This window comes from Chitinophaga polysaccharea (assembly GCF_902150045.1).
Lineage (GTDB): Bacteria > Bacteroidota > Bacteroidia > Chitinophagales > Chitinophagaceae > Chitinophaga > Chitinophaga polysaccharea_A.
The window spans coordinates 3,053,723-3,078,933 of the sequence record NZ_CABFVU010000001.1 but is presented as its reverse complement, the minus strand read 5'-3'; the positions used below and the strand labels follow the sequence as shown (position 1 = coordinate 3,078,933).

Annotated in this window: 23 protein-coding genes and 1 pseudogene; 14 read left to right on the top strand and 10 right to left on the bottom strand. The window is 47.0% G+C overall.

Going from position 1 to position 25,211, the window contains the following annotated elements; genetic code table 11:
- The first annotated feature begins 65 nt into the window (after positions 1–65).
- Genes FN124_RS12625 through rpe form a run of 4 tightly spaced genes read left to right on the top strand, consistent with a single transcriptional unit; the run spans position 66 to position 4,044 of the window.
- Positions 66–992 (top strand): homoserine kinase, encoded by a 927-nt coding sequence (locus FN124_RS12625; RefSeq protein ID WP_142685071.1) that lies wholly within the window; start codon positions 66–68, stop codon positions 990–992.
- Between the two features lie 21 nt (positions 993–1,013).
- Positions 1,014–2,309 carry a threonine synthase gene (gene thrC, locus FN124_RS12620; protein ID WP_142685070.1) on the top strand — a complete coding sequence of 432 codons (1,296 nt, stop codon included), beginning with the start codon at positions 1,014–1,016 and terminating at the stop codon, positions 2,307–2,309.
- Positions 2,310–2,333: 24 nt separating this feature from the next.
- Positions 2,334–3,344: a tetratricopeptide repeat protein gene (locus FN124_RS12615; RefSeq protein ID WP_142685069.1), complete on the top strand. Its 1,011-nt coding sequence runs from the start codon at positions 2,334–2,336 to the stop codon at positions 3,342–3,344.
- A gap of 34 nt (positions 3,345–3,378) precedes the next feature.
- Entirely contained in the window at positions 3,379–4,044 is a 666-nt protein-coding gene (gene rpe / locus FN124_RS12610) for a ribulose-phosphate 3-epimerase (protein ID WP_142685068.1), read from the top strand.
- On the opposite strand, the gene FN124_RS12605 is transcribed toward rpe, so the two are convergent.
- Both FN124_RS12605 and FN124_RS12600 read right to left on the bottom strand, forming a co-directional pair.
- Positions 4,025–4,414 carry a response regulator gene (locus tag FN124_RS12605; RefSeq protein ID WP_142685067.1) on the bottom strand — a complete coding sequence of 130 codons (390 nt, stop codon included), beginning with the start codon at positions 4,412–4,414 and terminating at the stop codon, positions 4,025–4,027. The genes rpe and FN124_RS12605 overlap by 20 nt on opposite strands.
- Before the next feature lie 9 nt (positions 4,415–4,423).
- A complete protein-coding gene (locus FN124_RS12600) occupies positions 4,424–7,075 on the bottom strand; it encodes a PAS domain-containing sensor histidine kinase (RefSeq protein ID WP_142685066.1) in 2,652 nt (883 codons plus the stop codon).
- Between the two features lie 228 nt (positions 7,076–7,303).
- Between FN124_RS12600 and FN124_RS12595 the strand changes: the two genes are divergently transcribed.
- The 4 genes from FN124_RS12595 to FN124_RS12580 all read left to right on the top strand — a co-directional run bounded on the left by FN124_RS12595 (position 7,304) and on the right by FN124_RS12580 (position 10,227).
- Positions 7,304–7,696, top strand: coding sequence for an AIR carboxylase family protein (locus tag FN124_RS12595; RefSeq protein WP_142685065.1), 393 nt, complete (start codon positions 7,304–7,306; stop codon positions 7,694–7,696).
- Between the two features lie 56 nt (positions 7,697–7,752).
- A complete protein-coding gene (locus FN124_RS12590) occupies positions 7,753–8,709 on the top strand; it encodes a PhoH family protein (protein WP_142685064.1) in 957 nt (318 codons plus the stop codon).
- Between the two features lie 263 nt (positions 8,710–8,972).
- The gene (locus tag FN124_RS12585; protein WP_142685063.1) at positions 8,973–9,455 is read left to right on the top strand and encodes a DUF4878 domain-containing protein; all 483 of its coding nucleotides are present in this window, start codon (positions 8,973–8,975) and stop codon (positions 9,453–9,455) included.
- A gap of 232 nt (positions 9,456–9,687) precedes the next feature.
- Positions 9,688–10,227, top strand: coding sequence for an inorganic diphosphatase (locus tag FN124_RS12580; protein ID WP_221887765.1), 540 nt, complete (start codon positions 9,688–9,690; stop codon positions 10,225–10,227).
- A gap of 266 nt (positions 10,228–10,493) precedes the next feature.
- Here FN124_RS12580 and FN124_RS12575 read toward each other — a convergent pair whose 3' ends face one another.
- Positions 10,494–11,267, bottom strand: a complete 774-nt coding sequence (locus FN124_RS12575; RefSeq protein WP_142685062.1) for a C40 family peptidase — start codon at positions 11,265–11,267, stop codon at positions 10,494–10,496.
- Positions 11,268–11,359: 92 nt separating this feature from the next.
- Between FN124_RS12575 and FN124_RS12570 the strand changes: the two genes are divergently transcribed.
- The 4 genes from FN124_RS12570 (at position 11,360) to FN124_RS12555 (ending at position 14,037) form a co-directional block, all read left to right on the top strand.
- Positions 11,360–11,935, top strand: coding sequence for a sigma-70 RNA polymerase sigma factor region 4 domain-containing protein (locus FN124_RS12570; RefSeq protein ID WP_142685061.1), 576 nt, complete (start codon positions 11,360–11,362; stop codon positions 11,933–11,935).
- Positions 11,925–13,010 (top strand): tetratricopeptide repeat protein, encoded by a 1,086-nt coding sequence (locus FN124_RS12565; protein WP_142685060.1) that lies wholly within the window; start codon positions 11,925–11,927, stop codon positions 13,008–13,010. Before FN124_RS12570 ends, FN124_RS12565 begins: the two co-directional genes overlap by 11 nt.
- Positions 13,011–13,084: 74 nt before the next feature.
- Entirely contained in the window at positions 13,085–13,666 is a 582-nt protein-coding gene (locus FN124_RS12560; RefSeq protein WP_142685059.1) for an RNA polymerase sigma factor, read from the top strand.
- Positions 13,667–13,683: 17 nt separating this feature from the next.
- Positions 13,684–14,037, top strand: coding sequence for an anti-sigma factor family protein (locus FN124_RS12555; protein WP_142685058.1), 354 nt, complete (start codon positions 13,684–13,686; stop codon positions 14,035–14,037).
- Between the two features lie 30 nt (positions 14,038–14,067).
- Here FN124_RS12555 and FN124_RS12550 read toward each other — a convergent pair whose 3' ends face one another.
- The 3 genes from FN124_RS12550 to FN124_RS31760 all read right to left on the bottom strand — a co-directional run bounded on the left by FN124_RS12550 (position 14,068) and on the right by FN124_RS31760 (position 17,708).
- Positions 14,068–14,547: a nucleoside deaminase gene (locus tag FN124_RS12550; RefSeq protein WP_142685057.1), complete on the bottom strand. Its 480-nt coding sequence runs from the start codon at positions 14,545–14,547 to the stop codon at positions 14,068–14,070.
- 109 nt (positions 14,548–14,656) lie between these two features.
- Positions 14,657–17,257, bottom strand: a complete 2,601-nt coding sequence (clpB, locus tag FN124_RS12545; RefSeq protein ID WP_142685056.1) for an ATP-dependent chaperone ClpB — start codon at positions 17,255–17,257, stop codon at positions 14,657–14,659.
- 340 nt (positions 17,258–17,597) lie between these two features.
- Positions 17,598–17,708: a hypothetical protein gene (locus FN124_RS31760; protein WP_221887764.1), complete on the bottom strand. Its 111-nt coding sequence runs from the start codon at positions 17,706–17,708 to the stop codon at positions 17,598–17,600.
- 290 nt (positions 17,709–17,998) lie between these two features.
- On the opposite strand from FN124_RS31760, the gene FN124_RS12535 reads away from it, so the two are divergent.
- Complete coding sequence (locus tag FN124_RS12535; RefSeq protein ID WP_185937177.1) at positions 17,999–19,279, top strand: OmpA family protein; 1,281 nt, start codon at positions 17,999–18,001, stop codon at positions 19,277–19,279.
- Between the two features lie 95 nt (positions 19,280–19,374).
- On the opposite strand, the gene FN124_RS31900 is transcribed toward FN124_RS12535, so the two are convergent.
- From FN124_RS31900 to FN124_RS12525, 3 genes and pseudogenes are all read right to left on the bottom strand, one after another.
- Complete coding sequence (locus FN124_RS31900) at positions 19,375–19,722, bottom strand: DUF3858 domain-containing protein (protein WP_512745573.1); 348 nt, start codon at positions 19,720–19,722, stop codon at positions 19,375–19,377.
- A gap of 924 nt (positions 19,723–20,646) precedes the next feature.
- Positions 20,647–21,141 (bottom strand): annotated as a pseudogene (locus FN124_RS31755) (DUF3857 domain-containing protein); the annotation flags it as partial.
- 147 nt (positions 21,142–21,288) lie between these two features.
- Positions 21,289–23,319 (bottom strand): DUF3858 domain-containing protein, encoded by a 2,031-nt coding sequence (locus FN124_RS12525; RefSeq protein WP_185937176.1) that lies wholly within the window; start codon positions 23,317–23,319, stop codon positions 21,289–21,291.
- Between the two features lie 52 nt (positions 23,320–23,371).
- Here FN124_RS12525 and queG point away from each other — a divergent pair, with 52 nt between their 5' ends.
- Positions 23,372–24,286 carry a tRNA epoxyqueuosine(34) reductase QueG gene (gene queG, locus FN124_RS12520; protein ID WP_142685052.1) on the top strand — a complete coding sequence of 305 codons (915 nt, stop codon included), beginning with the start codon at positions 23,372–23,374 and terminating at the stop codon, positions 24,284–24,286.
- On the opposite strand, the gene FN124_RS12515 is transcribed toward queG, so the two are convergent.
- The gene (locus tag FN124_RS12515) at positions 24,283–25,083 is read right to left on the bottom strand and encodes a DUF4350 domain-containing protein (protein WP_142685051.1); all 801 of its coding nucleotides are present in this window, start codon (positions 25,081–25,083) and stop codon (positions 24,283–24,285) included. The genes queG and FN124_RS12515 overlap by 4 nt on opposite strands.
- Positions 25,084–25,211: the final 128 nt, after the last annotated feature.

Sequence of the window (25,211 nt, the reverse complement as noted above, 5' to 3'; positions counted from 1 at the left end):
ACTTTCCATGAATTCAGTTGCAATCCTGACAATCAATTATTAAATTAAACTAACTTAAAGGTGATATGGACAGTATAAAAGTATTTGCGCCGGGAACAGTGGCCAATGTAGCCTGTGGCTTTGATGTGATAGGATTGGCGCTGAATGCGCCCGGAGATGAAATGATCCTCCGGAAAAGCAGCCAGCCAGGCGTTCGCATCACCGCCATCCACGGTGCAGACCTCCCGCTGGAAACATCCCGTAACGTTGCCGGAGTTGCCGTTCAGGCCCTCCTCCAAAAATACGATCATCCGGATACCGGCATAGAAATAGAGATCTTCAAAAATATTCACCCCGGCAGCGGTATCGGCTCCAGTGCCGCCAGCAGCGCCGGCGCAGTGGTGGGCGTAAACCACCTGCTGGGAGAGCCGTTTACCAAAAAACAACTGGTGAGGTTCGCCATGGAAGGAGAAAGACTGGCCTGCGGTTCCGCTCATGCCGACAACGTGGCGCCCGCCATCCTCGGCGGTTTTACACTGGTAAGAAGCTATCGCCCGCTGGACATCACCACCCTGCATACGCCGGAGCATTTATGGGTAACCGTTATACATCCGCAGATAGAAGTAAAAACCTCCGACGCGCGCGAAATACTGAAACAAAAGGTGCTGATGACAGATGCCATCCGTCAGTGGGGCAACGTAGGCGCGCTCGTAGCGGCACTTTACCAGGATGATTATGACCTGATCAGCCGCTCGCTCGAAGATGTGATCGTGGAACCTATCCGTTCCATCCTCATCCCGGCGTTTCACGAATTGAAACTGAAATGCAAAGAAGCCGGCGCCCTCGGCGGCGGTATATCCGGATCCGGTCCCTCTGTTTTTATGCTCAGCAAAGGAGAAGAAAATGCCCGCAAAGTAGCGGCTACAATGGATAGCGTTTACGCACCGCTTGGCGTGGATTATAAGATCTACGTTTCCCAGATTAACACCGCCGGTGTAAAAGTGATTGACTAACTTATTAACAACGTTTTATTCATGCAGTATTTCAGCTTACAGAACAAGCAGCACCAGGTAAATTTCGAAACAGCAGTAGTACAGGGATTGGCACCGGACAAAGGATTGTACTTCCCGGAACAGATACCGGTACTGGAAAAAGAATTCATCACTAACCTGCACCAATATACGGACCACGAGATCGGACTAAAAGTAATCCGCCCGTTCATAGGCGACGAAATACCCGAAGAAGCATTAAAGAAGATAGTAACAGACACTTTACACTTTCCCTTCCCGGTACAAAAAGTAACCGGTCATACCTACGCACTTGAATTATTCCATGGCCCTACCCTTGCATTCAAAGATGTAGGCGCACGCTTTATGGCCGGCTGCCTCGGTTATTTCCGGCGCAACAGCACCACACCGGTAACTGTGCTGGTAGCCACTTCCGGCGATACCGGCGGCGCAGTGGCCAGTGGATTTTACAACGTACCAGGTGTGGAAGTCGTGATCCTCTACCCTTCCAATAAAGTAAGTACGCTACAGGAAAAACAACTTACCACGCTCGGCAATAATATCCATGCCCTGGAAATACAAGGTACTTTCGACGACTGTCAGCAACTGGTGAAAACTGCCTTCCTTGACAGCGAGCTCCAGGCCCGGCGCCCGCTTACCAGCGCCAACTCCATTAACGTGGCCCGCTGGCTGCCCCAGATGTTCTACTATTTCCTGGCCTATAAGCAAATGAAAGCAGCCCATCCGAAACTGGTGTTCTCTGTGCCCAGCGGCAACTTCGGCAACATCTGCGCAGGTATGATGGCTGCTGCCATGGGATTGCCGGTGGCGCATTTTGTAGCAGCCACCAATATCAACGATACCGTGCCCCGCTTTATGGAAAGCGGTAAATATGAACCGGGTAAAGCATTTCCTACGCTTTCAAATGCCATGGATGTGGCAGATCCCAGCAACTTTGTACGGATCCTGGAACTGTTCGGTAACAACCTTCCCTCTCTCTCGGAAAAGCTGACCGCCTACAGCTTTAACGATAAACAAACCGCGCAAACCATGGAACAGGTATGGAAAGAAAACCATTATATGCTGGATCCACACGGCGCCGTGGGCTTCATGGGACTGCAACGCTACCTGGAACGCTCACCGGAACTGACAGGCGTTTTCCTGGAAACCGCCCACCCGGTAAAATTTGAAGATACCGCTCCTAAGTCTATACGGGAAGAAATATATACACCCGCAAAAGTGATGTCTTTATACGGTAAAGAAAAACAAGCCACCCTGCTGGCGGCAGACTACCCCGCTTTCAAAAACTGGTTAATGCAATAAGGATTCTGTAGTTTTGGCGCCAGTATGAAGTATTTACCTATCCTCCTGTTATTTGCGGGTGCGCAGGCATGTAACAATGCCGGCACCCGGCAGCAGCAAGCTGCCAGTCGCCCGGACTCTGCGTTGTACAGCGATATTATCCGGCCGGTAACGGATTCCATTTCCCGGTTTCCCAATCATCCCGACCTGTACTACCACCGCGCACTGCTGCTGTTTAATACCAACCCTGCACTGGCGCAGACCGACTTTGAAAAAGCGGCTTCACTTATGCCGGGAAACACCGACTACTGGGCAGGCGCAGGCGAAGCCGCCCTGATCGTGAATGATTTTCAAAAGGCTGCCGCCAATTTCCGGAAAGCACTGACCACCGCTCCCGGCTATACGTACCTGCAATACCGCCTGGCAACCGCCCTCGTGGAAAATAAACAATACACAGAAGCAGACAGCCTTGCCAACGTGCTGGCAGAAACGGCGGATGCCCGCGATAAGGCATACTACCTGAAAGCCCGCATGGCGGAAGACAAACAGGACACTACAACGGCTATACGTCATCTGACCGCTGCCATCCGGGCCGCCGGGAACCAGCCCGAATTTGAAGCCGTAATGGAACTGGGCGACCTGCTCCGGGCCAGGAAAGCTACTGCAGCCCTCGATTATTACCAGCAGGCATGGCAACTGGACACTACCAACGCTTACCCATTATATGAAGCCGCACAGTTCCAGGAAGAACTGGGCAACCAGCCGGCAGCACTCAGCGCCTATCATAAATGTATAGTGGCAGACCCCGGATTTGCGCCCGCCTACCTCGCACTGGGAAAAATATACAGCAATAAAAAAGACTGGAAAACAGCCTATACCTATTACAACCTGGCAGCCAAATCGGCCCCAACGGACGCATGGGCATATTATTACCGCGCTACCGCGCAGGAACAACTGGGTAATAAAAAACTGGCTGTGGAAGATTATACAAAAGCTGCTTCCTTTAAGAAAGATTTCAGCGAAGCAAAAGCAGCACTTAAAAGATTGAACCCGTAATTACTTAAATTTACATCATTCAAAAATAGAGCATTTGGAACAACAACCTGTTTTAGTGGCGCCATCTTTACTGGCAGCGAACTTCCTCGAACTGGGAAAAGAAGTGGATATGGTGAACCGCAGCGAAGCCGACTGGTTCCATCTCGACGTAATGGATGGGCGTTTTGTGCCCAATATCAGCTACGGCCTGCCCGTAATTGCACAGATAAAGAAAAAGGCACAGAAACCATGCGACGTGCACCTCATGATCGAAGAACCGGAAAAATACGCAGCTGATTTCAAAAAAGCGGGGGCTGATATACTCACCGTGCACTTTGAAGCATGTATCCACCTGCACCGGAATATACAACAGATCAAAGGATTGGGTATGAAGGCAGGCGTTGCATTAAACCCCCATACACCCGTTGGCCTGCTGGAAAACGTGATCAGGGATATAGATGTAGTGCTGATTATGAGCGTGAACCCCGGGTTCGGCGGGCAAACGTTTATTGAACAAACCTATCAGAAGATCCTGCAGCTGCGCCAGCTGATCACAGACAATCATGCACATGCGCTCATTGAAGTGGATGGCGGCATCAGCACGGATAACGCCGGGCAGCTCATCCAGGCAGGCGCCAACGTATTGGTAGCCGGCAGCGCTATCTTCTCGGCTGCCGATCCCGCAAAAACCATTCATTTGCTCAAGACAGGTGCGCAATAATTTCTTTTGACAGCGGCTTCGTCAGATACCCTGTAACAAAGCTGTAAGCGTTCACACGCTCCTTGTCTTTTTCATCTATGGACGAAGTCAGTACAAAAATCCTGATCTGCTTCGGTAACTGATCCTGGAACACGGCATATTCTTCCAGGAACTCCCAGCCATCCATCACAGGCATATTGAGATCCAGCAAAATAAGATCCGGTAAGGCCTGTACATCTACTGCATTTTCGCGGAGAAAATCCAGTACATCCTGTGCATCTGAAAATACACGGATATGACTACTGATAGCCTGACGTTCAATCATGATTTTCGCAATCTGCTGGTGAATCGGGTCATCATCTACAATAAAAATCGTATTGATTAACTTCATAAAGGGGGTTTATTCTGACCTAAAAGTAATAATAAATTTGGTTCCCTCTCCGGGATGGCTTTCTGCCCTTATACTACCACCCATCGCTTCTACCTGCGTTTTAGTGATAAACAGGCCAATCCCCTTTGCATCCTTATTCTTATGAAAGGTTTTACGGAAGCCGAAAAGCTTGTTGCCAAAACGCTCCATATCTATCCCCACCCCATTGTCTTCCACGCTCAGGATAATGTTATCATTTTCCTTCCAGCTTCGCAGATGTAATGCAGGCGTACGTTCAGGCGAGCGGTAACGGATAGCGTTGGTAATAAAGTTTTGTAAGATGCTGTCGAGATATACCCGCGGGTATTCAATCACCGGCTCCTCATCAAAATCATAGGTGATCCTGATGTTGCTGGTTTCAATATCCACCAGTAAAATATCCCTTACCTTTTGCAGCCGGTCGGCAAACAACAGCTTCTCTTTCTCCACGTTCACATCCTTCCTGATCTGCACTACTTCTACCAGGTCATTCAGCGTTTCATCGATCTTCTTGATCACCTCATGTACCATCCCCAGGTAAAGATCCCTTTCCTGCTGGGCGGCAGCTTCATTATGCATCTGCATCAAAGCCTTCAGGTTGGCAATAGGCGCCCGGAGATTATGGGAGGTAATGTGAGCAAAATCTTCGAGTTGCTTGTTCTGGTTCACCAGGTTCTTGTTCAGGTTCGACAGCTGTTCATTCGCTTTCCTCAGCTCCTTCTGCATCTTACGGCTGTCGGTGATGTCGCGCATAAACACGGAAATGCCCCCATCCTGCATAGGAGTAAGCAGGAAGTCGTACCATTTATCGACCCCGGGGAAATAAATACCGAACGACTGCGAAGCCTGCTGCTGGATACATTCCTGCAGTCGTGCATAGAACACGGTGCCGCTCAGCCGGGGAAACACTTCGAAAATATTGCTGCCTATTGCCATAGGGTGCCCTATCATTTTCTCCGCCTTCCGGTTCAGGAAGTTCAGGTTACCTGTTTTCTCCATGGCGGCATAACCCATATCAATGGTATCAAAGAAAAGCCGCATCAGCTCTGTATTCCGGGTGAGCGCATCCCTTATTTCCAGTTGCTCGGTAATATCCTGTATCACGCCGTACATACGTACCAATCTTCCGTCTACATAACCAGGCTGACCAATGGACCGTACCCTTTTCACTTGCTGGCCTGAAGTAATGATAGTGAGCTGCGCATCAAATGGCTTCCCTGTTTCAATACATTGCCGCATCAGCATTTCAAGTTGTGCCCTTGCTTCCGCAGTGTAGTATCCCATTGCCTTTTCAAGATCAACAGGAGTATCCGGGGGGCAGTCGTGGATGTGGTACGACTGGTCCGTCCACCGCACTTTACCGCTGTCCATGTCCAGTTCCCAACCGCCTATTTTACCCAGGGTGCCTGTTTGCTGCAGGAACTCCTGGTTCTTCTTGATCTCCAGCTCCTGCAGTTTCTTATCGGTAATATCATTCACCAGCGCCACCACTATCATCTCCTTGTCAACCGGCTCTACCACGGGAAATACGGTAAGATCCAGGTACACTTCCCTCCCTACGGTAGTCCAGCGTTTGTCCTGCGAAAAATCGATCCGCTTCTCCACCCGCAGCGATTTATGCTGTTCCAACGCCTGCACAAACAGTTTGTCCAGTTCAAACATAGTGGCCAGCTGATCGTTCATTACGTTAAAAGGCTGGCGGCTGGCGGGGTGTGGCGAATTAAAGAAGAAGCGTTGTGTTTGGTTGATCCGGCGGATAAAGCCGAAATTATCAAACTGAATATAACCGATCGGCAGGTTCTCAATGATATTGTCGAGGAGCCTTTCGCTTTTCTGAAGACTGAGCTCTGATAGTTTTTTTTCTGTGATATCATCCAGTATCAGGAAGATATTGTCCATATTCCGCTGTTGGTCTGTAAGCGGGAATATGGTAGCTTCAAAGTATACGGGATAAAGCCTGGTAATATTTTCGTGGTGTTTCTCCCGGTAGCTGAGCAGTATTTCGCGTTTGATGGTTTTCCCCGTTTTGCGGGCTTCTTCAAACATCCCTGCAAGCCCGTTAAGCCGGTAGAACGGATCCTCCAGCCATTTATAACCGGGATCAGTAAAGAAAGCGTGGTTGTCGCCCCAAATCTCGCGTTGCCGGCTGTTCATATCCATGTTATCGCCTTCCGGTGAAAACTGCTGTAGCCCCAGGGGAAGGTTTTCCAGCACCTGGCCGTAGTAGGCTTCGTTCCGGGTACGTTTGATCTCTGTGAGTTTGCGGGTAGTGATATCGATGCCGATAAGCATGCAGTGTGTGAAAACGCCCGCTTCACTGAAGAATGGAGTGATCCCTGCTTCCAGCCACAACGGTGTATCTTCGGCGTCAATGAAAAAACAAAGCTGATCCTGCACCGGCTTTCCTTCCGTCAGGGTTTTCCACAGGTATTGCCAGTGTTCCGTATTGGCGGGCCGGAAGAGCGCGGTAAACAGTTGGCCGGTAAACGGTCCTTCCAACGGCTGCAATGCAGCTACCACCTGCGTGTTCACCGCAGTTACCCCACCTGCCGCATCTATGGTAACAGAGAGTGCAAAGGCATTAATAGCGGTTTCAAGATGCTGTAAGTGGCTGTAATGCTGTTCCAGCATAACTACATTCATATGATGGCAGAATCTAAAATCGTTGTGTCAGGAAACACCTAAAGTAGGCATTATATAACAAAAAACACTATCGGACGGGTAAAAGTAATAAAATGTTGGGTAAAGGTCAATTCCCTATAAATGTAGTATTAACAAGGGAAGCAGTGAATCAGGCTGGTCATTTATCCACCTGTTGTGGATTTTCAGTTTTCTGAAATTGTTAAACGATCAATATCTTTGGGATAACTTATGATATTATTGTTTTTTAATATCATAGATAGAAATTTCGATTATCATGGGTTCGGGAGTAACAAGCCTGTAAAGCATTTACAATATTCCGGTATTGAGAATGAAGTGATCGTGGCTTCTGCTCATCGCTATCCTGGTAAAGCAAGAGAGTTGTGTATAACCGCCCAGGGAAAGGGTTTTGGCGTAGTTACTGCCACAGCGGACATGGCAGTAGCCTTACCGGGAGTTGTATCAGCTTACACTTCGCTGCCTGTTATTTGGGTTTCTTTAGATGGTGGTTTAACAGGTAATGCTGATAAAGATATCGCCGCTAAAGCAGCACCTTCAAACAGAACGGGTACAGAATTTAGTGATAGCTTAACAATTACGTCTTCCAGGTTATACAAGATTTAAATATATTCGGATTGAAAAATACCGATCATTTCCTGGACAATTAAACCTTAGAATCATTGACTGAATCCATTATCAATTTAGACAGTATTAATCCCATTGAGTTTTTCGGTGTTAACAACGGAAAGCTCGATCTGCTGAAAAAGAAATTCCCATTGCTTAAGATCCTGTCCAGGGGTACCCAGTTAAAATTGAGTGGGGCACCGGAAGAAGTGGCTACAGCGGAGGAAAAAATCGGTCAGATCGTTAAATACCTGGAGCGGAACGGGAACCTGACGGAGAACTATTTTGAACAGATTCTTGGAGATGAAGAAGGCACCAAAATCGACAACTTCAGCGAGCGTAACCCTAACGAAGTATTGGTGTTTGGACCCAACGGCAGAACCGTAAGGGCCCGTACAGCCAACCAGAAAAAAATGGTGGCGCTGGCGGAAAAGAACGACATCATTTTCGCCATAGGTCCTGCCGGTACCGGTAAAACCTATACCGCCGTAGCCCTGGCGGTTCGTGCGCTCAAAAACAAGGCAGTTAAAAAGATCATTCTAACCCGTCCTGCGGTGGAAGCCGGCGAAAGCCTGGGGTTCCTCCCGGGAGATCTCAAAGAAAAGATCGATCCATACCTGCGGCCATTGTACGATGCGCTGGATGATATGATCCCTGCGGAAAAGCTCAGTTACTACATGACCAACCGCGTCATTGAAATTGCGCCGTTGGCGTATATGCGTGGACGTACCCTGGATAATTCCTTTATTATCCTCGATGAAGCGCAAAATGCCACCGACCTGCAGATCAAGATGTTCCTAACCCGTATCGGCGCATCTGCGCAGGCCATCATCACCGGTGACCTTACACAGATAGATTTACCAAAAAATCAGCAATCCGGTCTGGAAAGGGCTACCCGTATCCTTCGTAATATCGATGGTATCGGACATGTAGAACTTGATGAGGAAGACGTGGTAAGACACCGCCTCGTAAAAGCCATCATCAAGGCTTATGAAGCCAATAAAGAAAAATAAGGCATTTTGATATCCAGCTATTTTTGATATCCGGTTACCTGCCCGGCCGCAAACAGCCACCAGGCGGGCAACCAGGTATCAAAATAACAATAATCTAAATATTTAACTCTTTGTTAACGGCGATTGCCGTAAGTTCACCTGTTTTTATCCAAGGGAAACATTCAGTCTGAAGCCTGTGAATGTGCTGAGCTATAGTTGATCGACTTTGCAGTATTGAAGTTTACCCCTATTTTTGTTGTGATATATTATAATTTATCGACCGCATGACCAATTTTTTTCGAATCATGACACTGGCATTGATTACAACCTTGCTGTTAGGCAGTTGTAAGAAAAGGGCTTCCCCGGAAGAGGTGGCGCTGGCGTTTATGCATGCGATTCAGGATTCGAACTACGACCAGGCCAGGGATTATGCCACAAAAGAATCCCAACAGGTACTACAGATCTATGCCATCTTTGACGGCCGCCGCAGCGGTGCTGAAAGAGAAAAAATTAAAAACGCCCATATCGAGGTAGTCAATATCGAAGAAAACGGCGATAAAGCAGCGGTTACTATACTCAATTCCTCCGCCCATCAGAAAGAGGTCCTGCAGATGGTGAAAGAAAACGGTCAATGGAAAATTTCCCTGACCTTCGATAGCATCATCCCGAATTACACACCTCAAACCGGTGGTAACGCAGCCCTGGACTCTACTACCGTACCTGCCGATAGCGCACCTGCCAACGGCCTGACGGTGCCGGGGAGCTGAATAATTACCTGTTCTTTTGTATTTTACACAAAAAGGAAAGGATAATTTTTAGCTATTAACGGCTAGTTCCCTTAATTTTGCCACGCATTAATGATGCGGATGTGTGGCTTATTCCTGTTTTTACTTACCGGAAACCTGACCATATCTTCATGAAAAGTGAGGTGAGTACTTTATTCACTTTTCAACATTAATCCAATATTGAACAATAAACCTTAAAGTAAAGTAGATTATTATGATGACAAATCCCTGGCACAGTGTAAGCCCCGGCTCTGAAGTGCCAAATGTTGTAAATGCAATTATTGAAATTCCAAAGGGATGCCGAGCTAAATATGAACTGGATAAAGAAAGCGGTTTGCTGAAACTGGACCGGGTCTTATATTCTTCTGTATATTATCCTGCCAACTATGGCTTTATTCCGCAGTCTTACTGCGATGACCATGATCCGCTGGATATCCTGGTGATCTCCCAGATAGAATGCGTGCCCATGTGTATCATAGACGCCAAAATAATCGGTGTAATGCAAATGATAGATGGCGGCGAAGCTGATGACAAGATCATCGCAGTAGCAGCCAACGACATGAGCGTAAACCACATCAACGATATCACCGAATTACCTCCTCACTTCATTGATGAAATGCGCCATTTCTTCGAAGAGTACAAAAAACTGGAAAAGAAAACAGTTGTGGTGGAAGAATTCCAGAATAAGGAAAAAGCTAAACAGATTATCCTCCAATCTTTTGACGACTACCGCAAGATCTTCAAACAAAGCTAGATCATCGCGGATTTTGTCTAACTCAGGATGATGATGATATAATGATTTCAGGAGTCTTTATCCTGCATTTTGTTGTTATACACGGATTTGCCTGACTCAGGATGATGATTTTGCTGATCATTTTTTTAATTATATAAGGGAGATAAAAAAGGATAAATTCCATTTTTATCTCCCTTACCTATTTTAATAAACCAAAAAATAAAATCAAACTAATCAATATAATCAGCGTAATCAGTGTTCCAAGACAAAATCCGCGGAGGCGATCCTTAAAAATACCGCTTTATAATGCGCAGGTGATGCGTGCGCAGCCCAGAATCCGCATTGATGATCCCCTCATTGTCTATCGGGTCTATACGCACTTTACCGGAGGAATGAATGATTTCATGATCGTTCAGCAAAATGCCCACATGCGTAATCCTGCCTTCCTCGTTATCAAAAAATGCCAGGTCCCCCAGGCGCGCTTCCTGCAGGAAGTCTACAATATGTCCCTGGGTAGCCTGCTGATACGCATCCCGCAAAAGCGGGACACCAGACAATTTAAATACCTGCTGGGTAAAGCCGGAACAATCCACTCCAAACACACTTACGCCTCCCCAGAGATACCCGGTATTCAAAAACTGCATTGCGGTGGCTTTTAATGCCTCCATATCCTTATTGACAACATGGGTAAGCGAAAGCGGATTATCCTCAAATTTTACCGTAATATTTCCCCATTGCGTGGCAGTATCGTTGTTGCCCTTCACCAGGCAGCCAAATGGCACCAGCATGAGCCTGCCGTTCATAGTAACCCGGTTTACCCAGCCGGGAAAATAACCCGTTGCCGGCGCCAGGTACAGCGCCTCTTCCACCGGTTCCAGGTGAGCGGCTGTAGCCCAGCCAGAGTAGCCGTCGTATTGATTTGTTACCTTCACCCAACCGTCGGCAGCCGTTTCAATAATTTCCACCCCGGCTCCCCACAGCAACTGGGAGATCATCTCGCTTTTATGTGAAGCAGTACTCCTTAATGGCGCAACTGGCACAATGACAATAGCGTATGGCATATTAATTGTATAAATCCGTTTTATTATTCAATAATCTTATGCGCTGAATGAACTTTTTCTGCTTTTGTACGTAAATATAAAGTAATAAGTTTATGCAACAACAGTTAACCAATTTATCAGACAAGGAGCTAATATCACGCGCCAGGAAACAACTTGACCGCGAGGCAGAAGGGGTATTGATGGACAGGTATAGTCATTTACTGGTTGCTATTACCATTCCTTATCTGAACAGCCAACCGAATCTTGACCCCAATGTTGTTTTTCCTGCCCTGCTGCAAAGATTAAGCGCCAGCCTTAAAACACAAACCATTTATAAAGTCAATGAATGGCTGCTGCATATACAAAAAGGTTACATAGGGAAACCTGAAAAAAATACCCCCTTCTATCCATCCCGCGACGGAAGAGACCTGCTGCATATCGAGAATATGGTCGACAAAGCCGCAACCAACATCATTGACCGCCAGGACCTCATTGTACGGCTGGAACAGGCGCTCCAGCGCTTAAGTGCCGACGATAATGCACTCATCACGCAATTCTATCTCGAAAATAAATCCTTTGCCGACCTTACAGCTGCCACCGGACTTTCCCGCGAAAAGTTAAGATCGCAACTCAAAGCCGCCAAAGGAAAACTTGCCAAGCTATTTATGAACCAGGGATATGTTAAGTAATAAACCGAATAATGACAAAGTACTGAAGATCTTTTCTGCTATCCGGTGCCTCAGCAGGGATCAGCTGCCCCGTTATATGGAAGGCAGACTGACCGACGTGGAAAGACACCTGGTGGAACAGCATCTTACCGACTGCGACCTGTGCTACGACGCATTAAATGCATTGGAAAAAGAAGAAGGTACCGAGAGATACCAGGACTTCACCAATAAGCTTCAACGCTACGTACAAAACAGTATACAACCCGTTTCACATGTACAAAAGGTGGCGCAGTATACCCGCAAGGAAAAGAACAAGGAGCATATGCTCACCTATTTCTGGATCGTTGCTTTTATTGGCTTGGGTATAGGCAGTGTGTATGTATTGCGCGGGCATATGCGGAATCAGCCATCCGTACGGATTATGGCGGCATCGCTACCCAAGAAAGACTCCGTAGAGGAACAAGTAGCCACCGGTGTTCCACTGGTTACGGCCGCACAGAATGATCCGGTTCCAGCGCCAGCACCCGCAACTACGGCTGCAGGAACAGCTGCAAAACCAGTTGCAACCCCGGCTCATGTTGACTCTGCCGCACTGAAAAGAGCAGCAGCGCTAAAAGCCCAGCAAAAGAAAGCTGCGGCAGACAGCATCAGGAAACAAACCCTCCTGCAAAAACAAGCCGACTCACTTAAAAAGGACGCCGCCGATAAAGCTGCTGCCCAAGCAAAAGAAGAGGAAAAAAAACCGGAACCCAAGCCTGAACAGAAGCCTGAACAGAAGCCTAAAGAAAAAGAACAGGCCCCGCCACCGGAACCAGTTAAAAAAGAAACATCCCCAACTGCGGTAAACAGTGACGAATATCTGTACAAAGCAGCAATGGTATACCAGCAACAGGGCAACCTTAACGAGGCTATCGACAGGTACAAAAGAATCGAATCTGTTAGCTCAGGCAAATACGTGGAAATGGCCCGCTATCAACTCGCTATCTGCTATCGCAGCAAAGGCCAGGGTGGCAAGGCCCGCCGCATGTTCAGAGAAGTGATCAGGATGAATGGCTCCCTGAAAAATGCCGCCCAGCAGGCATTGGATAGTATGTAAAAAATAAAATATCAATATAATTATGGATTTTTGCAAATGCTGCATCTCATATGCAGCATTCTATTTATTAGCCTGTGACTAATCCAGATATACAACAACTAACAGACCAGGAACTACTGCAACGGTTCAAAGCTGATAATAACAGTGATTGGATAGGTGTGCTGTTTGACCGCTATGCCCTGCTTTTGCTGGGTATGTGCATGAAATACCTGAAGAACGAAGAAGATGCACGCGACGCCGTGCAACAGATCTTTCTCAAGATGTTATCCGACATCAACAAACATGAGATCCAGTATTTCAGGGCCTGGATTTACCAGGTAACAAAAAATTATTGCCTGATGCAGCTCAGGCAAAAACATATGAAATACAAGGAAGAAATTTCCGACAAACATATAGGCGGCATGGCCGCTGATCAGGAAGATAAGCAGGTATACCAGGAAAAGGATATCTTGCTGGAAAATATGGGGCAGGCAATGAACCAGCTGAGCCCAGAACAAAAGATCTGTGTGGAACTGTTTTACCTGCAAAAGAAATCCTATCAGGAAATTGCCGATCAAACCGGGTATAGCCTCCTCCAGGTAAAAAGCTATATTCAGAATGGAAAAAGGAACCTGAAACTTTTATTGGAAAAACAACAACGCGCAAACAAAAGTTAATTTGCATCAATAGTGATATGAACGAGCATTTCAACGATATCTTTGTAACTACTGGCTGTCCTACGCAACAGCAGCTGCTGGACTATGTGCAGGGCAAGCTGTCTGCTGAAGAGCAACATGAAGTGGAAATGCACCTGTCTGATTGTGAGCTTTGCAGCGATGCATTGGAAGGGCTGGCTGCCATAAAAGATAAAGACAAAATTCCCGGGTGGATTATTGAAATGAAATGGAGCCTGCTGAAGAAATTACACAAACGCTACAGGGCCAGGAGAAAATCAGAAAATTATATATCCCTTGCCGTTATTATTGTCTGCATCCTCTTCTTACTGCTCGCATTGTTCTGGGCATACCATTTCTCTGTAAAACATTAGCGGAGGGGAATGCGTTCCCCTCCATAAAAACTAATACAACTTCTTATCCCCCTTTTCTTTCCATCTCCGGAAAACATTCAAAGCTTCAGGATCGGGCAACGCGATCAGCGGAATCTTTTTATCTGCATGATCTTTTTCTATCTCCCGGTAAATAAACGAATCATCAAAATCTATAGCGGCAGCATCTTCTTTTGTATTGGCATAATATACGCGCTGCGGCCTGGCCCAGTAAATAGCACCCAGGCACATGGGGCAGGGCTCACAGGAAGTAAATATTTCACAATCGTGTAACTGGAAAGTGCCCAGCTTTTTGCAGGCCTCCCGGATTGCCACTACTTCTGCGTGGGCAGTAGGGTCTGTATCTGTAAGCACCTGGTTCCATCCCTCTCCCACAATTTCATCACCCCGTACCACCACCGCGCCAAAAGGACCGCCATCGCCGTTGTCCATTCCCTTACGCGATAAGGCAATGGCATGCTGCATAAATCTTCTTTCTCTTTCTCCCGGCATACTTTAAGATTTTTGATCTGCTCAAATTTAACGAAAGCTGACCACACATAAAAAAGCCCCGCGAAGAATCGCGGGGCTTATCGTTAACTATGTATCGTCGTATTTAGAATTACTTGTTTCTGATTACTACTACGCCATCAAACACATCGATCAGCACTGGTTTGGATTTATCAATATCCCCTGCAAGTATCTTCTTACTTAACAGGTTAATGATTTCCTTTTGTATGAGGCGTTTCAGCGGTCTTGCACCAAACTGCGGATCGTAACCCTGTACAGAAAGATACTCAAGCGCATAGTCTGAAAATTCCAATATCATGCCATTTTTAGCTACCATATCCTTCAGTTGCTGCAACTGAATGTTAATTATTCCCTTAATTTCATTTCTCATTAAAGGCTGGAACATGATCACCTCATCTACCCTGTTCAGGAACTCGGGACGGATGGTTTGTTTCAGCAGGGACATCACTTCATCTTTCGTTTTATCTACTATCTCTTCTCTGTTGGTATCGTCAATGCTTTCAAAATTTTCCTGGATAATATGGCTACCCATGTTACTGGTCATGATAATGATGGTGTTTTTGAAATTCACCACGCGGCCTTTGTTATCGGTTAACCGGCCGTCATCCAATACCTGCAACAAAATGTTAAACGTATCCGGATGGGCTTTTTCAATTTCATCAAGCAGCACTACTGAATATGGCTTACGGCGTACGGCTTCTGTAAGCTGACCGCCTTCATCATATCCAACGTATCCCGGAGGGGCTCCTACCAGGCGGCTCACGGAGTGCTTTTCCTGGTATTCGCTCATGTCTATACGTGTCATCATGTTTTCATCGTCAAACAGGTATTCAGCAAGCGCTTTCGCCAGCTCGGTTTTACCAACACCTGTAGTTCCAAGGAAGATGAATGAACCGATGGGTCTGCGCGGATCCTGTAATCCTGCGCGGCTGCGGCGTATAGCATCGGATACCGCTATGATGGCCTCGTCCTGTCCTACTACGCGCTGATGCAGTTCCTCTTCGAGATGCAGCAATTTGTCTTTTTCACTCTGCATCATTTTGGATACGGGGATGCCTGTTGCTTTGGCTACGTTTTCCGCAATATCTTCCGCATCTACTTCTTCTTTAAGAAGACGTTTGTGATTCGCTGATATTGTATTCAGTTCTTCTGTCAGATCTGTTACCAGTTTTTCCTGTTCCTTTACTTTACCGTAGCGTATTTCCGCTACCCGGCCAAAATCACCGTTACGCTCTGCCTGTTCAGCTTCCAGCCGCAGGTTTTCAATAGCCGATTTTGCATTCTGGATCTGGTCCACCACTTCTTTCTCTGCCTGCCATTTTGCTTTGAACGTATTCCGTTCTTCTCCCAGTCTTGCTATTTCTTCTCCCAGCTCACGTAACTTATCTTCATCATTTTCCCGTTTGATCGCTTCTCTTTCAATTTCCAGCTGGCGGATCCTTCTTTCCAGTTCATCCAGCTCTTCCGGCATGGAATTCATTTCCAGCCTCAGTTTCGCTGCACTTTCATCTATCAGGTCAATGGCCTTGTCCGGTAAAAAACGGTCTGTTATATAACGATGCGATAATTCTACCGCAGCAATAATTGCTTCATCTTTGATGAGTACGTGATGATGGCTTTCATACTTCTCTTTCAGTCCGCGTAAGATGGAAATCGCATCTTCTACGGAAGGCTCATCTACCAGTACTTTCTGGAAACGACGCTCCAGGGCTTTATCTTTCTCAAAATATTTCTGGTATTCGTTGAGGGTAGTTGCACCAATGGCACGAAGCTCACCTCTTGCCAGGGCTGGTTTCAGGATGTTGGCAGCATCCATGGCGCCTTCCATAGCACCGGCGCCTATCAGCGTATGGATCTCATCAATAAAAAGTATGATCTCTCCATTGCTTTCCGCTACTTCCTTTACCACGCCTTTCAATCTCTCTTCAAACTCACCGCGGTATTTGGCGCCCGCCATTAAAGCACCCATATCAAGGGCGTATATGATCTTTGATTTCAGGTTCTCCGGTACGTCGCCGTTGATGATCCTGTGGCCTAATCCTTCTACAATGGCTGTTTTACCCACACCGGGTTCACCCACCAGGATAGGATTGTTTTTAGACCTGCGGGAGAGGATATGCAGTGTTCTGCGGATCTCTTCATCGCGGCCTATCACCGGGTCGAGCTTTCCTTCCCGGGCCATTTCATTCAGGTTCTTGGCGTATTTCTGCAGCGTATTGTACTGGGTACCACCGGTTTGGGAATTCACAGTTTCGCCCTTGCGCAGTTCCCTGATAGCGGTTTTCAGCCCTTTCTCCGTAAGACCTGCATCTTTAAGCAATTTAGCAGTATCGTCGTTACCACCCAGGATGCCCAGGAGCAGGTGCTCTACGCTTACAAATTCATCTTTAAATTCTTTGATGGCCGCTCCGGCCCGGAGGATCACGTTGTTGGCATCACGGCTCAACGTTTGACCGCCTTCCCCGCCTGCCATACGCGGGTATTTATTGATCTGCTCATTTAACTTGTTGTTTACAAATGAAGTATTTACATCATTCTTCTTCAACAGGTATTCAATCGGGCTGTCTTCATCTTTTAATAAAGCTTTGAGCAGGTGCCCTGTTTCAATAGACTGATTCTGATTATTAAAGGCCAGTTGCTGGGCCTGTTGCAGTATTTCCTGCGATTTTATAGTGAAATTATTCAAGTTCATATCTGCTTGTTTTTCTCCTTTTTTGATGTTATCAAACGTCCCCTGGTAACAACAAAGCGTGATCCAATGTTGTGTCTCCGGAAATTATGACATATAAGCGAAAGGATTACTGCATTTTTAGCAGAAAACTAGCTAGCTAACTGCAATTTTTTCATTAAAACCGCTGTTTTACTCCCATTCTTTTACCAGCTGCTCATTTCTGCTGATCCATTCATTTATGGCTGCATCTTCCCAACCATCTGTATCTGCCAGCGCTCCCATCAGGGAACCTAATTGCCCGCTGTTCAACCGGAATTTCCGGAAAAAGTTAACGGCTACGGTATCGGATACACTGAATTCATTATTGGTAATAGTTTGTATTTTTTCTGTATTGGCAATAGTTTGTACTTTTTCTGTTTCCCCAAAACTTTTCCGGATCTTCCTGGAAACGTAACTGATAGCGGGCAAACATCCAATGCGGCGCCCAGCCGGTTGCTTTTCATCGATGGTACGAAGTAATGACCGGGCGACCAGGAAAAAATGAATAAAATATTTACATCTTCTTTAAAATCAATATTTTACCAATATCTATTTATGTGTTTAAACTTACATCCCCTGTTTATTCTTACAGGAATCAAACAACCCGGCAGGCTCCGTTGTTATAAAAGTCCCTGAAGTACAAACTGTACATTTCCTGCTTACGGCCGGATGATTCAGCGTCAAAAACTGGTCACCAATTCTTCATCACTAAACCCTACAATTATGTCTTTCGATTTACTGGAAAGCGCTAAAAGTATCTTCAACAGCAATGTCGTTAGTCAGGCTTCCTCACAACTTGGAGAAAGTGAAGGCGGCATTCAGAAAGCCATCAGTGGTATCATACCGGTTGTGTTAACCGGCCTTCTCAACAAGGCCGGGTCCTCGGGAAGCGCCGGCAGCCTGCTCGACCTTGTAAAAGGAGCAGCAGGCGACGCCAATCCATCCGCCGTTTCCGGTGCGCTGCAAGGCGGTGCGGGAGGATTGCTCAGTAAAGGCGCCGACCTGCTACGCAGTTTGTTCGGCGACAAGGTGGGTGCTATTACCGGCATGTTATCTTCTTTCGCCGGTATCAAGGAATCATCCGCCAATACACTGCTGCAATCGGCCGCTCCGGCCACACTTGGCACGGTAGGACAATACGCAGCTCAAAACAACCTCTCACCCAATTCCTTCCTTTCCCTGCTTGATTCACAAAAAGATAAAATACTGGGCGCCATACCCGGCGGGTTAAATATTGCCGGCATACTGGGCCTGGCCAATATTGGCGATCTGGGAAAAAAATTAGGCAGCCTGCTTCATATGGACACAGCTACCACTACAGGCGGCGCTGTAAACATCCGGCCGGAGGCAAAATCCGGTGGCAGCAGATGGATATGGTCATTGCTGCTCATCCTGGTGGCTATCATCCTGCTATGGTACCTGATGCGCGGCTGCGGCGGTAATAAACGCGATAGCGTACCTGCTACCGACAGCGTTACTACCAGCCAGCTGGCAGATTCAGCTACTATGACCGTTACAGAAGGCGGTCCGGTGATAACGCGTGAAAGCATCAAGGTAACGCTGCCCGACGGTGTTGTGCTGGACGCATACAAAGGCGGTATAGAAGACCAGCTGGTAGTATTCCTTAAAGACGACAGCCGCCCTGCAGGTAAAGATGTATGGTTTGATTTTGATAATCTCAACTTCAAAACCGGCAGCGCAGAGCTTACAGAAGAAAGTATGAAACAGGTAGGTAACATTGCGGCTATCATGAAAGCCTTCCCCAAAGCCAAAATAAAAATTGGAGGCTATACAGACCGCACCGGCGACAGCACTGTTAATCTTCGTCTTTCCAAAGAACGCGCTGAGTCTGTAGTTACTGCATTGAAGAAGAGCAATACCAACGCCGCGCAGTTACTGGGCGCTGAAGGTTATGGCTCACAGTTTGCAAAGGCTGCCGCCGATGCGCCTGAAGAAGAAAAGAAAAAGGACCGGCATATTTCGGTAAGTGTACGCGAGAAATAACACCCGCAAAATACGGAGAGGCTGCCTCATTATTGAGCAGCCTCTCTTTATTTGTGTAATACCCGAAGGAGTTTATCGTTTCTCAATCTCGCTTTTTACTCTTTCACCAACACCAGCCGGCTCCTGTCAGACTTCAGTATAGTAGCATCAAACTTTACCAGCTCCGGGTAATCTGCCGCCGGGAATGTTCCTGCTTTACGTTCTACTTTTCGTATATACTTTAGCGTATTCCCTCTGATGCTCACCGCAGCGCTGTAGCTGCCAAATTTAGCGGTTAAAGCTACCGGCGCGGGCAGTGATTCCGGCTTATATCCCGCCGGTAATGTGATGGTTACGCTATCCACATCCCGGTAGGCAAAATCAAACTGGATATCCGACTTACGGCTGGCGTCTGCTTCCAGTTTCACGCCGCCCCGTGTAAGTATATTGGGAACCAGGAACATTCGTTTACCCGTTACCGTTGCATAATTATTTCCTTTGATCCCCAGTTTTTCTTCAATGGAAGGTATTTGCGTTTCCAGTTCTGTACAGTTATAATTATTGACATCGTAACTGGAGAGGTTTAATCCTTTACGCAGTTCCTGCAGCTGCTTTTCCCGGCTCAGCGAATGCAGCATGTCATGCAAATCATCCTGCTGAAGCCCGCTGTAAATGGTGGTAGCTTTAATATCAATATTTCCTGCACTGTCAATCACAGCGTCTACATGGCGTAACTGTTCATTGCTGTCCATTCCATACACCGGGGTATGGATTAATTTACTTTCCTGCGCATCCACCAGCAATACCGGCCGGTTGTCGGTAAAACTGCCCAGGTAACCCGTAGGCACTGTATTACTGGTACATTCCAGCCAGGTGGTGTCTTTTGCATCCGGCACACAAAGAATAACATGATTAAATTGTGCAGATGGAAAGTCTTCCGGCAAGGTATGCTCATGCCTTCCTGCTTTTACCAGCACACAATTTGACCTGATCCCGGCCTCTTTCAGCAATGCCATCATGTAATTCGACAATGCCTTACAATCGCCATAGCCATTTGCTGCCACAGATGTTGCATCAAAGGTTTGCCATCCTCCTATTCCCAGCTGGATACTGATATAGCGGTTATTTTGCTGCAGGAATTTATACAGCACCCTGATCTTTTCACGGCGACTGCTGATCCCATCTGTCAGTTCATGTACTTTTGCTTTGATGTTATCAGGCAGTACATCCCGGCCTTCATTCAGCTGGTATACAAAGTTCCCAAAATCCTTCCAGGTGGTCATTTTGCCTTTATAACGCCCCATCTCAAAATCAGTTGGAGCCAGGAAAATGCTGGGGGTACGCTGGTATAGTTCCACCGCGTAATCTTCATGTTTGAGGGGCGCCAGCTGGTTAACCTCCCAGGTAATGGCTTTGCTGCCTTTCTCTGTAGTGATTACCGGTTTGCCTTCATAACAATAACTGCGGTAGCGCAATTCATAGTTCTCAGGGAAAATGATGGTAAGCCTGCCCTTTTCTACAGCTGTTGAAATATTATCCTGTGGCTGCCAGTCCGGTATCCAGTTCATTGTGTTGAAACGCATTTCTATTGAGTACTCCACCGTATAGGGGTATACGTTATAATAGAAATTGTGCAGTTTTGCACGGGCATCAGACATCAGGTTGCCATCCCCTACGGCGCTCACATCGCGGATCTCGCTTTGTTTCAAACGTTTCAGCAGCCGGCCCTCGGCGTCATACAATGCACCACTGATGGAACGGATCTCCCGCAGCTTATCATAGTAGGCCTCAAGGCTCATTTCTTCCGCACCCGATTCATCCAGCACGGTGACTACCGTATGTGATACCAGGCGGATATCCGTCAGATCGTTTACTTTCACCATCTGCTCGTCGATCCTTTTTACCAGGTGCGCGTTTTTCTTCAACGAATCGGGAATGGCCACTGCGGGGTAGACCGGGTCGCCGGCCCATACTGATGATACTGCAACCAGGAACAACAGGGTACTAAATATTAACCGCTTGCGCATATCTTATTTTTTCTTTTTTAAGACAATCTGTTCTGCTTCCTTCTTTACCACCAGGTCATAAAAATCGCGCAGTGTGGCATATTCTTCCGGATCAAAATTGGCTTTATTCAATTTTACGCGACAACGCAGCTGTATATGGTTTTCTGTTTGCTGGATAAGGTACTGGAACTGTCCCTCATTTTCATTATACTTCGCCATGGCAGATTTAGGTAATTCATCTACCACATATCCTTCCGGCACATCCAGGTTAAAGGAATATACTTCATCATATACGCTGTTCATCTCCACCGGGAACTTACGTTCCATCGCCTTGAAAGGATTGCTCTTGTATGCTTCAGACAGGAGGGGGTTGATGTATATCACATCTCCCTCGCCTACCGGCAGTTTGAAATCATACTTCACCATTACGGGCGATTCCAGTTCTTTCAGATCCTCTATCGATTTATTCTCCAGCTCTATATCCCCCGTATATGATTTTGTTATCTGCTTAAAAAACTCATCGGCACTTTCTTCTTTTACTTTAGTTCTTATTTTATAGGAACCGAAGTAAGTAGGCCGCTGCATGAAAGTTCCGCTTATCATGCCATTTTCTATCTTCCCAAGCATCACACTGGTAAATTGCTGTTCTTTCAGGGAATCAGCTCCCAATATCACCGGCGATGCAAAATCGTCCATGGCCCTTGCTGCACCGTTATAGCATTCCGCAGGCAATTTTCCGAAGCCCATAAGAGGTCTTGAGGCATCCAGCTTAATGTATTCTTCCCCCAGGTTCACACCGGCGATCACATAGTTAAAGTGGGTATATAACGGGTAGAACTGGTATACATATCCATTGTTGCGGGTACTCAGCAACAATGGCGTGGCAAACAGGCCGGCTTTCTTCAGCATAGCCACCAGCAGCATGTTGATGTCGGACACGTTCCCGTTCTTTGAATTAAAAACGGTTTTGAGCGATTTGTCCATCCATAACGCGCTGTGATCTGTACAGGTATAGTTATCGCGTACCCATGTATATATCTTCTGTACTTTTTCCTTATCCGTTTTGGCATCTTTTACCAGTTCGGCCACCTGGTCGGAAAGGAAACCATTGTTGGCGTTCAGTACGCCACCCAGATCTTCATCCTTCATCAGGTCTTTCATCAGCTCCTCCCAGGTGCTCTGTACCGGCTTACGGGGCTCTCCCGGCCAGTTGTAAGCGGATAACTGGAATTCCACCCGGTTAACATAGTTATCGATCGTAGTGATATAACTCTCTTCGTTAATCGGCGGTACATCTTTCAACGCCCATTTGTAAGTTGTTACAGAAGGCGTAACAGTTACCAGGTTGGAAGGGCCGGTGGATCCACTCGATTCATTACGGAAGGTAAAGGTTGTACGGGAAAATGTTTTCGTTTTCACCACGTATGGCTCATACCCCTGGGGGATCAGCATATAATCGAAATACTCAGGTATAGCAACACTGTACTCACTCCACAGGCGCGGATATTGCCCCTGGAAATCCCAGGCGCGCAGATGCCGGTAGTAAGGGGAGGAAATCGTGTAAACGTATTCAATGATGGTGCCTTCCTTTACCGCAGGCAGGGTAAACTTTTTGACAAGCAGGTTTTTATCCTGCTTATCATTGAACACATTTTTGCTCTCCATCTTCGTTTCCACTACTTCCCCATTTTCAAGGTTATAAGCAGCAGCTTTCAGGTTCAGCAGCTTTTCTTCCGAGGAACTGGATTTGTAAATGGGTACCAGTACGGTGGCTACATTGTAACCATTCTTGTCCATAACTTTGATACGGCGGTGTACCTTATACACCAGTCGAAGATCATTTCCATCCGACTCAAAGATGGAAGAACCGATCTCAGACAGGATGATAGCATGCGCGCCGGTATCCTTCTCCGATCTTTTTACAGCAAATTCTTCTTTGGAAACCTTACCAAATTTCATTTTACTTCCATCCTGGGCCGTGGTGGAAAGGGCGAACAAACAGCTGGCAATGGGAGCCAGCAAAACAAAAGTATAGCGCATACTGTTAACGGGCATATGGGATATATATGCCTGGCGAAGATATAAATAATATGCTAATTTTGCCCGGATGACCCATACATTATTCATAAAAGAGCTGGCCAAAGAATTAGGATTTGACCATTGCGGCATTGCGAAAGCGGAGCAGCTGGACGACGATGCACGGCGACTGGAAGCCTGGCTGAATAAGGGCATGCATGGCAACATGCAGTATATGGAAAATCATTTCGATAAAAGAATAGATCCGCGCAAGCTGGTAGACGGCGCCAGGTCGGTGATCACGCTGCTGTTTAACTACTTCCCTTCCGAACAGCAACGCGCCGATGCCCCCCGCATCTCCAAATATGCCTATGGCCAGGATTATCATGAGGTGATCAGGGCTCGACTGAAAACGATGCTGCTGCGGATGCAGGAACGCATCGGCCCTGTCCAGGGCCGGGGCTTTGTGGACTCAGCTCCTGTACTCGAGCGTGCCTGGGCCAGCCGCAGCGGGTTAGGCTGGGTAGGTAAAAACGGGAACCTGATCCATAAACAGGCCGGCTCCTTTTTCTTCATTGCCACATTGATCACCGATATTGAACTGGAATATGATGGCCCCGTGGCCGATTACTGCGGCTCCTGTACCCGCTGCCTGGACGCATGCCCTACAGAGGCCCTGGTGGCGCCAGGCGTAGTGGATGGCAGCAAGTGTATATCTTATTTTACCATAGAACTGAAAGAGCAGCTGATCCCTGATAAAATGAAGGGACAATTTGATAACTGGATGTTTGGCTGTGATACCTGCCAGGATGTCTGCCCATGGAACCGGTTCTCCAAAGCCAACCGGGAAGCGGCATTCACACCTGTGCCGGCCATCCTTAATTTTTCCACCCGCGACTGGGAAGAGCTGACGGAAGAAGCCTTTAAAAACATCTTCCGCCATTCCCCCCTTAAGCGCAGTAAGTTTGAAGGTATCCGGAGAAACATCAATTTCCTGAACAGTTAGCGGTTGGCCGCCTTAATCAGCCATTGGGCCAGGTCTGTTGCGGCTTCATAGTTTTGGAAAGATGCCGGTAGCTTCTTTCCATCCACATATTCATTATAAAACCAGGGATCGCCAACAGCAAATACCTTTCCTTTTCCTACTTCAGCCACCGCCATAATCACATGGTCACCGTCTTTATAAACCGCCCGTGCAGGCGCTTTCAGTGTTAAAGTAGACAGTTCCTTGATATACACCTGCCGCCCCGGAGAAAAAATTTCATGCCCGGCAGGAATATGGAAAGTGCCCTGTTCAAAGTTCCTGCCCTGCACCCGGTTGCGGCTGTCGCCATTAAAATGGATACCAAATTTCCCGCTCAGCCGGTTAAAGTGCGCAAAGTCGGCATTGGCAGAGTCGTTTTCCAGCAATACCAGCACCCCGCCTGCCTTTACCCATTCGTAAATGGTGCGGGCATCCTTCTCATTCATATAATTAGGCCGGGGCGATTCCTTTTCTGTATCAGGGTCAATGATGATATAGATACCGGTATTTTCCAGGTTGGCAGCCGTGGGCGCCGTTAACAGGCTATCCCTTTTTACTCCCAGGGAGTCGAAAATATGCCCCCAGAGCGACACGCCCCCGTTATCCGTTTCCCCCCAGATGTAATGCCATCTTTCCGGGTTACCGGCTTTATCCTTTCTGAACTCGCTGTTGTAATAATAATCGAGCGTAACGGTGCCCCCCTTTGCAGGCGGTTGCTGCGCAAAGGCGGCCAATCCCGTTCCTGCTAACAGCATCATACATAAAGTAATACGTTTCATGATTTTCAGATTGGCAAAAAAGTACTCAATAATCTTTAAAGATTATAACCCATTATCCTGAAATTATCCAGCCGCAGAAAAAAATAAGGTTTCGGGGTGATTTTAATCTTTTTTTAAATATTGTTTGC